This is a genomic window from Methylobacterium sp. WL7 (genome assembly GCF_008040085.1).
In the GTDB taxonomy this organism is placed as follows: Bacteria; Pseudomonadota; Alphaproteobacteria; order Rhizobiales; family Beijerinckiaceae; genus Methylobacterium; species Methylobacterium mesophilicum.
This window is the reverse complement of record NZ_VRVG01000349.1, coordinates 1-720: the sequence shown is the minus strand read 5'-3', so window position 1 is coordinate 720 and position 720 is coordinate 1. Positions and strand designations below refer to the sequence as shown.

The 720-nt window shown below is 48.6% G+C and carries 1 protein-coding gene; it reads left to right on the top strand.

The window, feature by feature from the left end; translation table 11 throughout:
- Positions 1 to 720 (top strand): GDSL-type esterase/lipase family protein (locus FV233_RS29720; protein WP_210249529.1); only part of this gene is annotated, 720 nt, incomplete at both ends.

Below are 720 nucleotides of genomic sequence, written 5' to 3'. Positions count from 1 at the left end.
ACTCCATGATCAGTATCGCGTAGAAAATCACTCGATAGGTGGAGCGACTCTGCGTGATATGATAGGGGTCTACGAAGGCGGGATATTGAATGATTTTGACCCAAAATTGAACGCTGGCGGAAACTTGCTGATTATTCAAGCCGGGACTAATGATTTAGCACAAGGTAGAAGTCCCAGTGAGCTTTATAAAGATGCTCAGAGTTTGGCAGCTGATGCCCACAGCGCTGGGTTCAAAGTTATAATCGCAACAATCTTGCCTCGCGAGGGAGGTACATTCCCCTGGAGTGCGGCCTCAGAAAACGCAAGATTGGAATACAACGATCTGCTTCGGAAAGGTCGAGCGGGGGCTGACAGTCTTGCTGATATAGCGTCAAGTCAAACGATGGGCTCCGTGGAAGCAACTGGGAATTCGGCACTGTACTCAGATGGACTCCATCCTACGGCTGCGGCAGTTAAAGCTTATATCGAGCCAATTTACTCGCTAGCTTTGTCGGGTAATTTGGACTCAGGAACGAAAAACGATGGTACGTCAAGTGAACCTTTAGGAACGTCATCGCCTGCAACGACTGTGCCGCCAGTTTCTTCAAGTCCGTCGTTGCCTGCAAGTGGCACGGTAAGCTCGAATGGTCCCACAACGCCGGTTTCGACGAGTATCGGAACTGGTGCAGATCAATTAATCTTTAAAGTCAGCGAATTTGTTTATAAAGCTGACGCTCAATT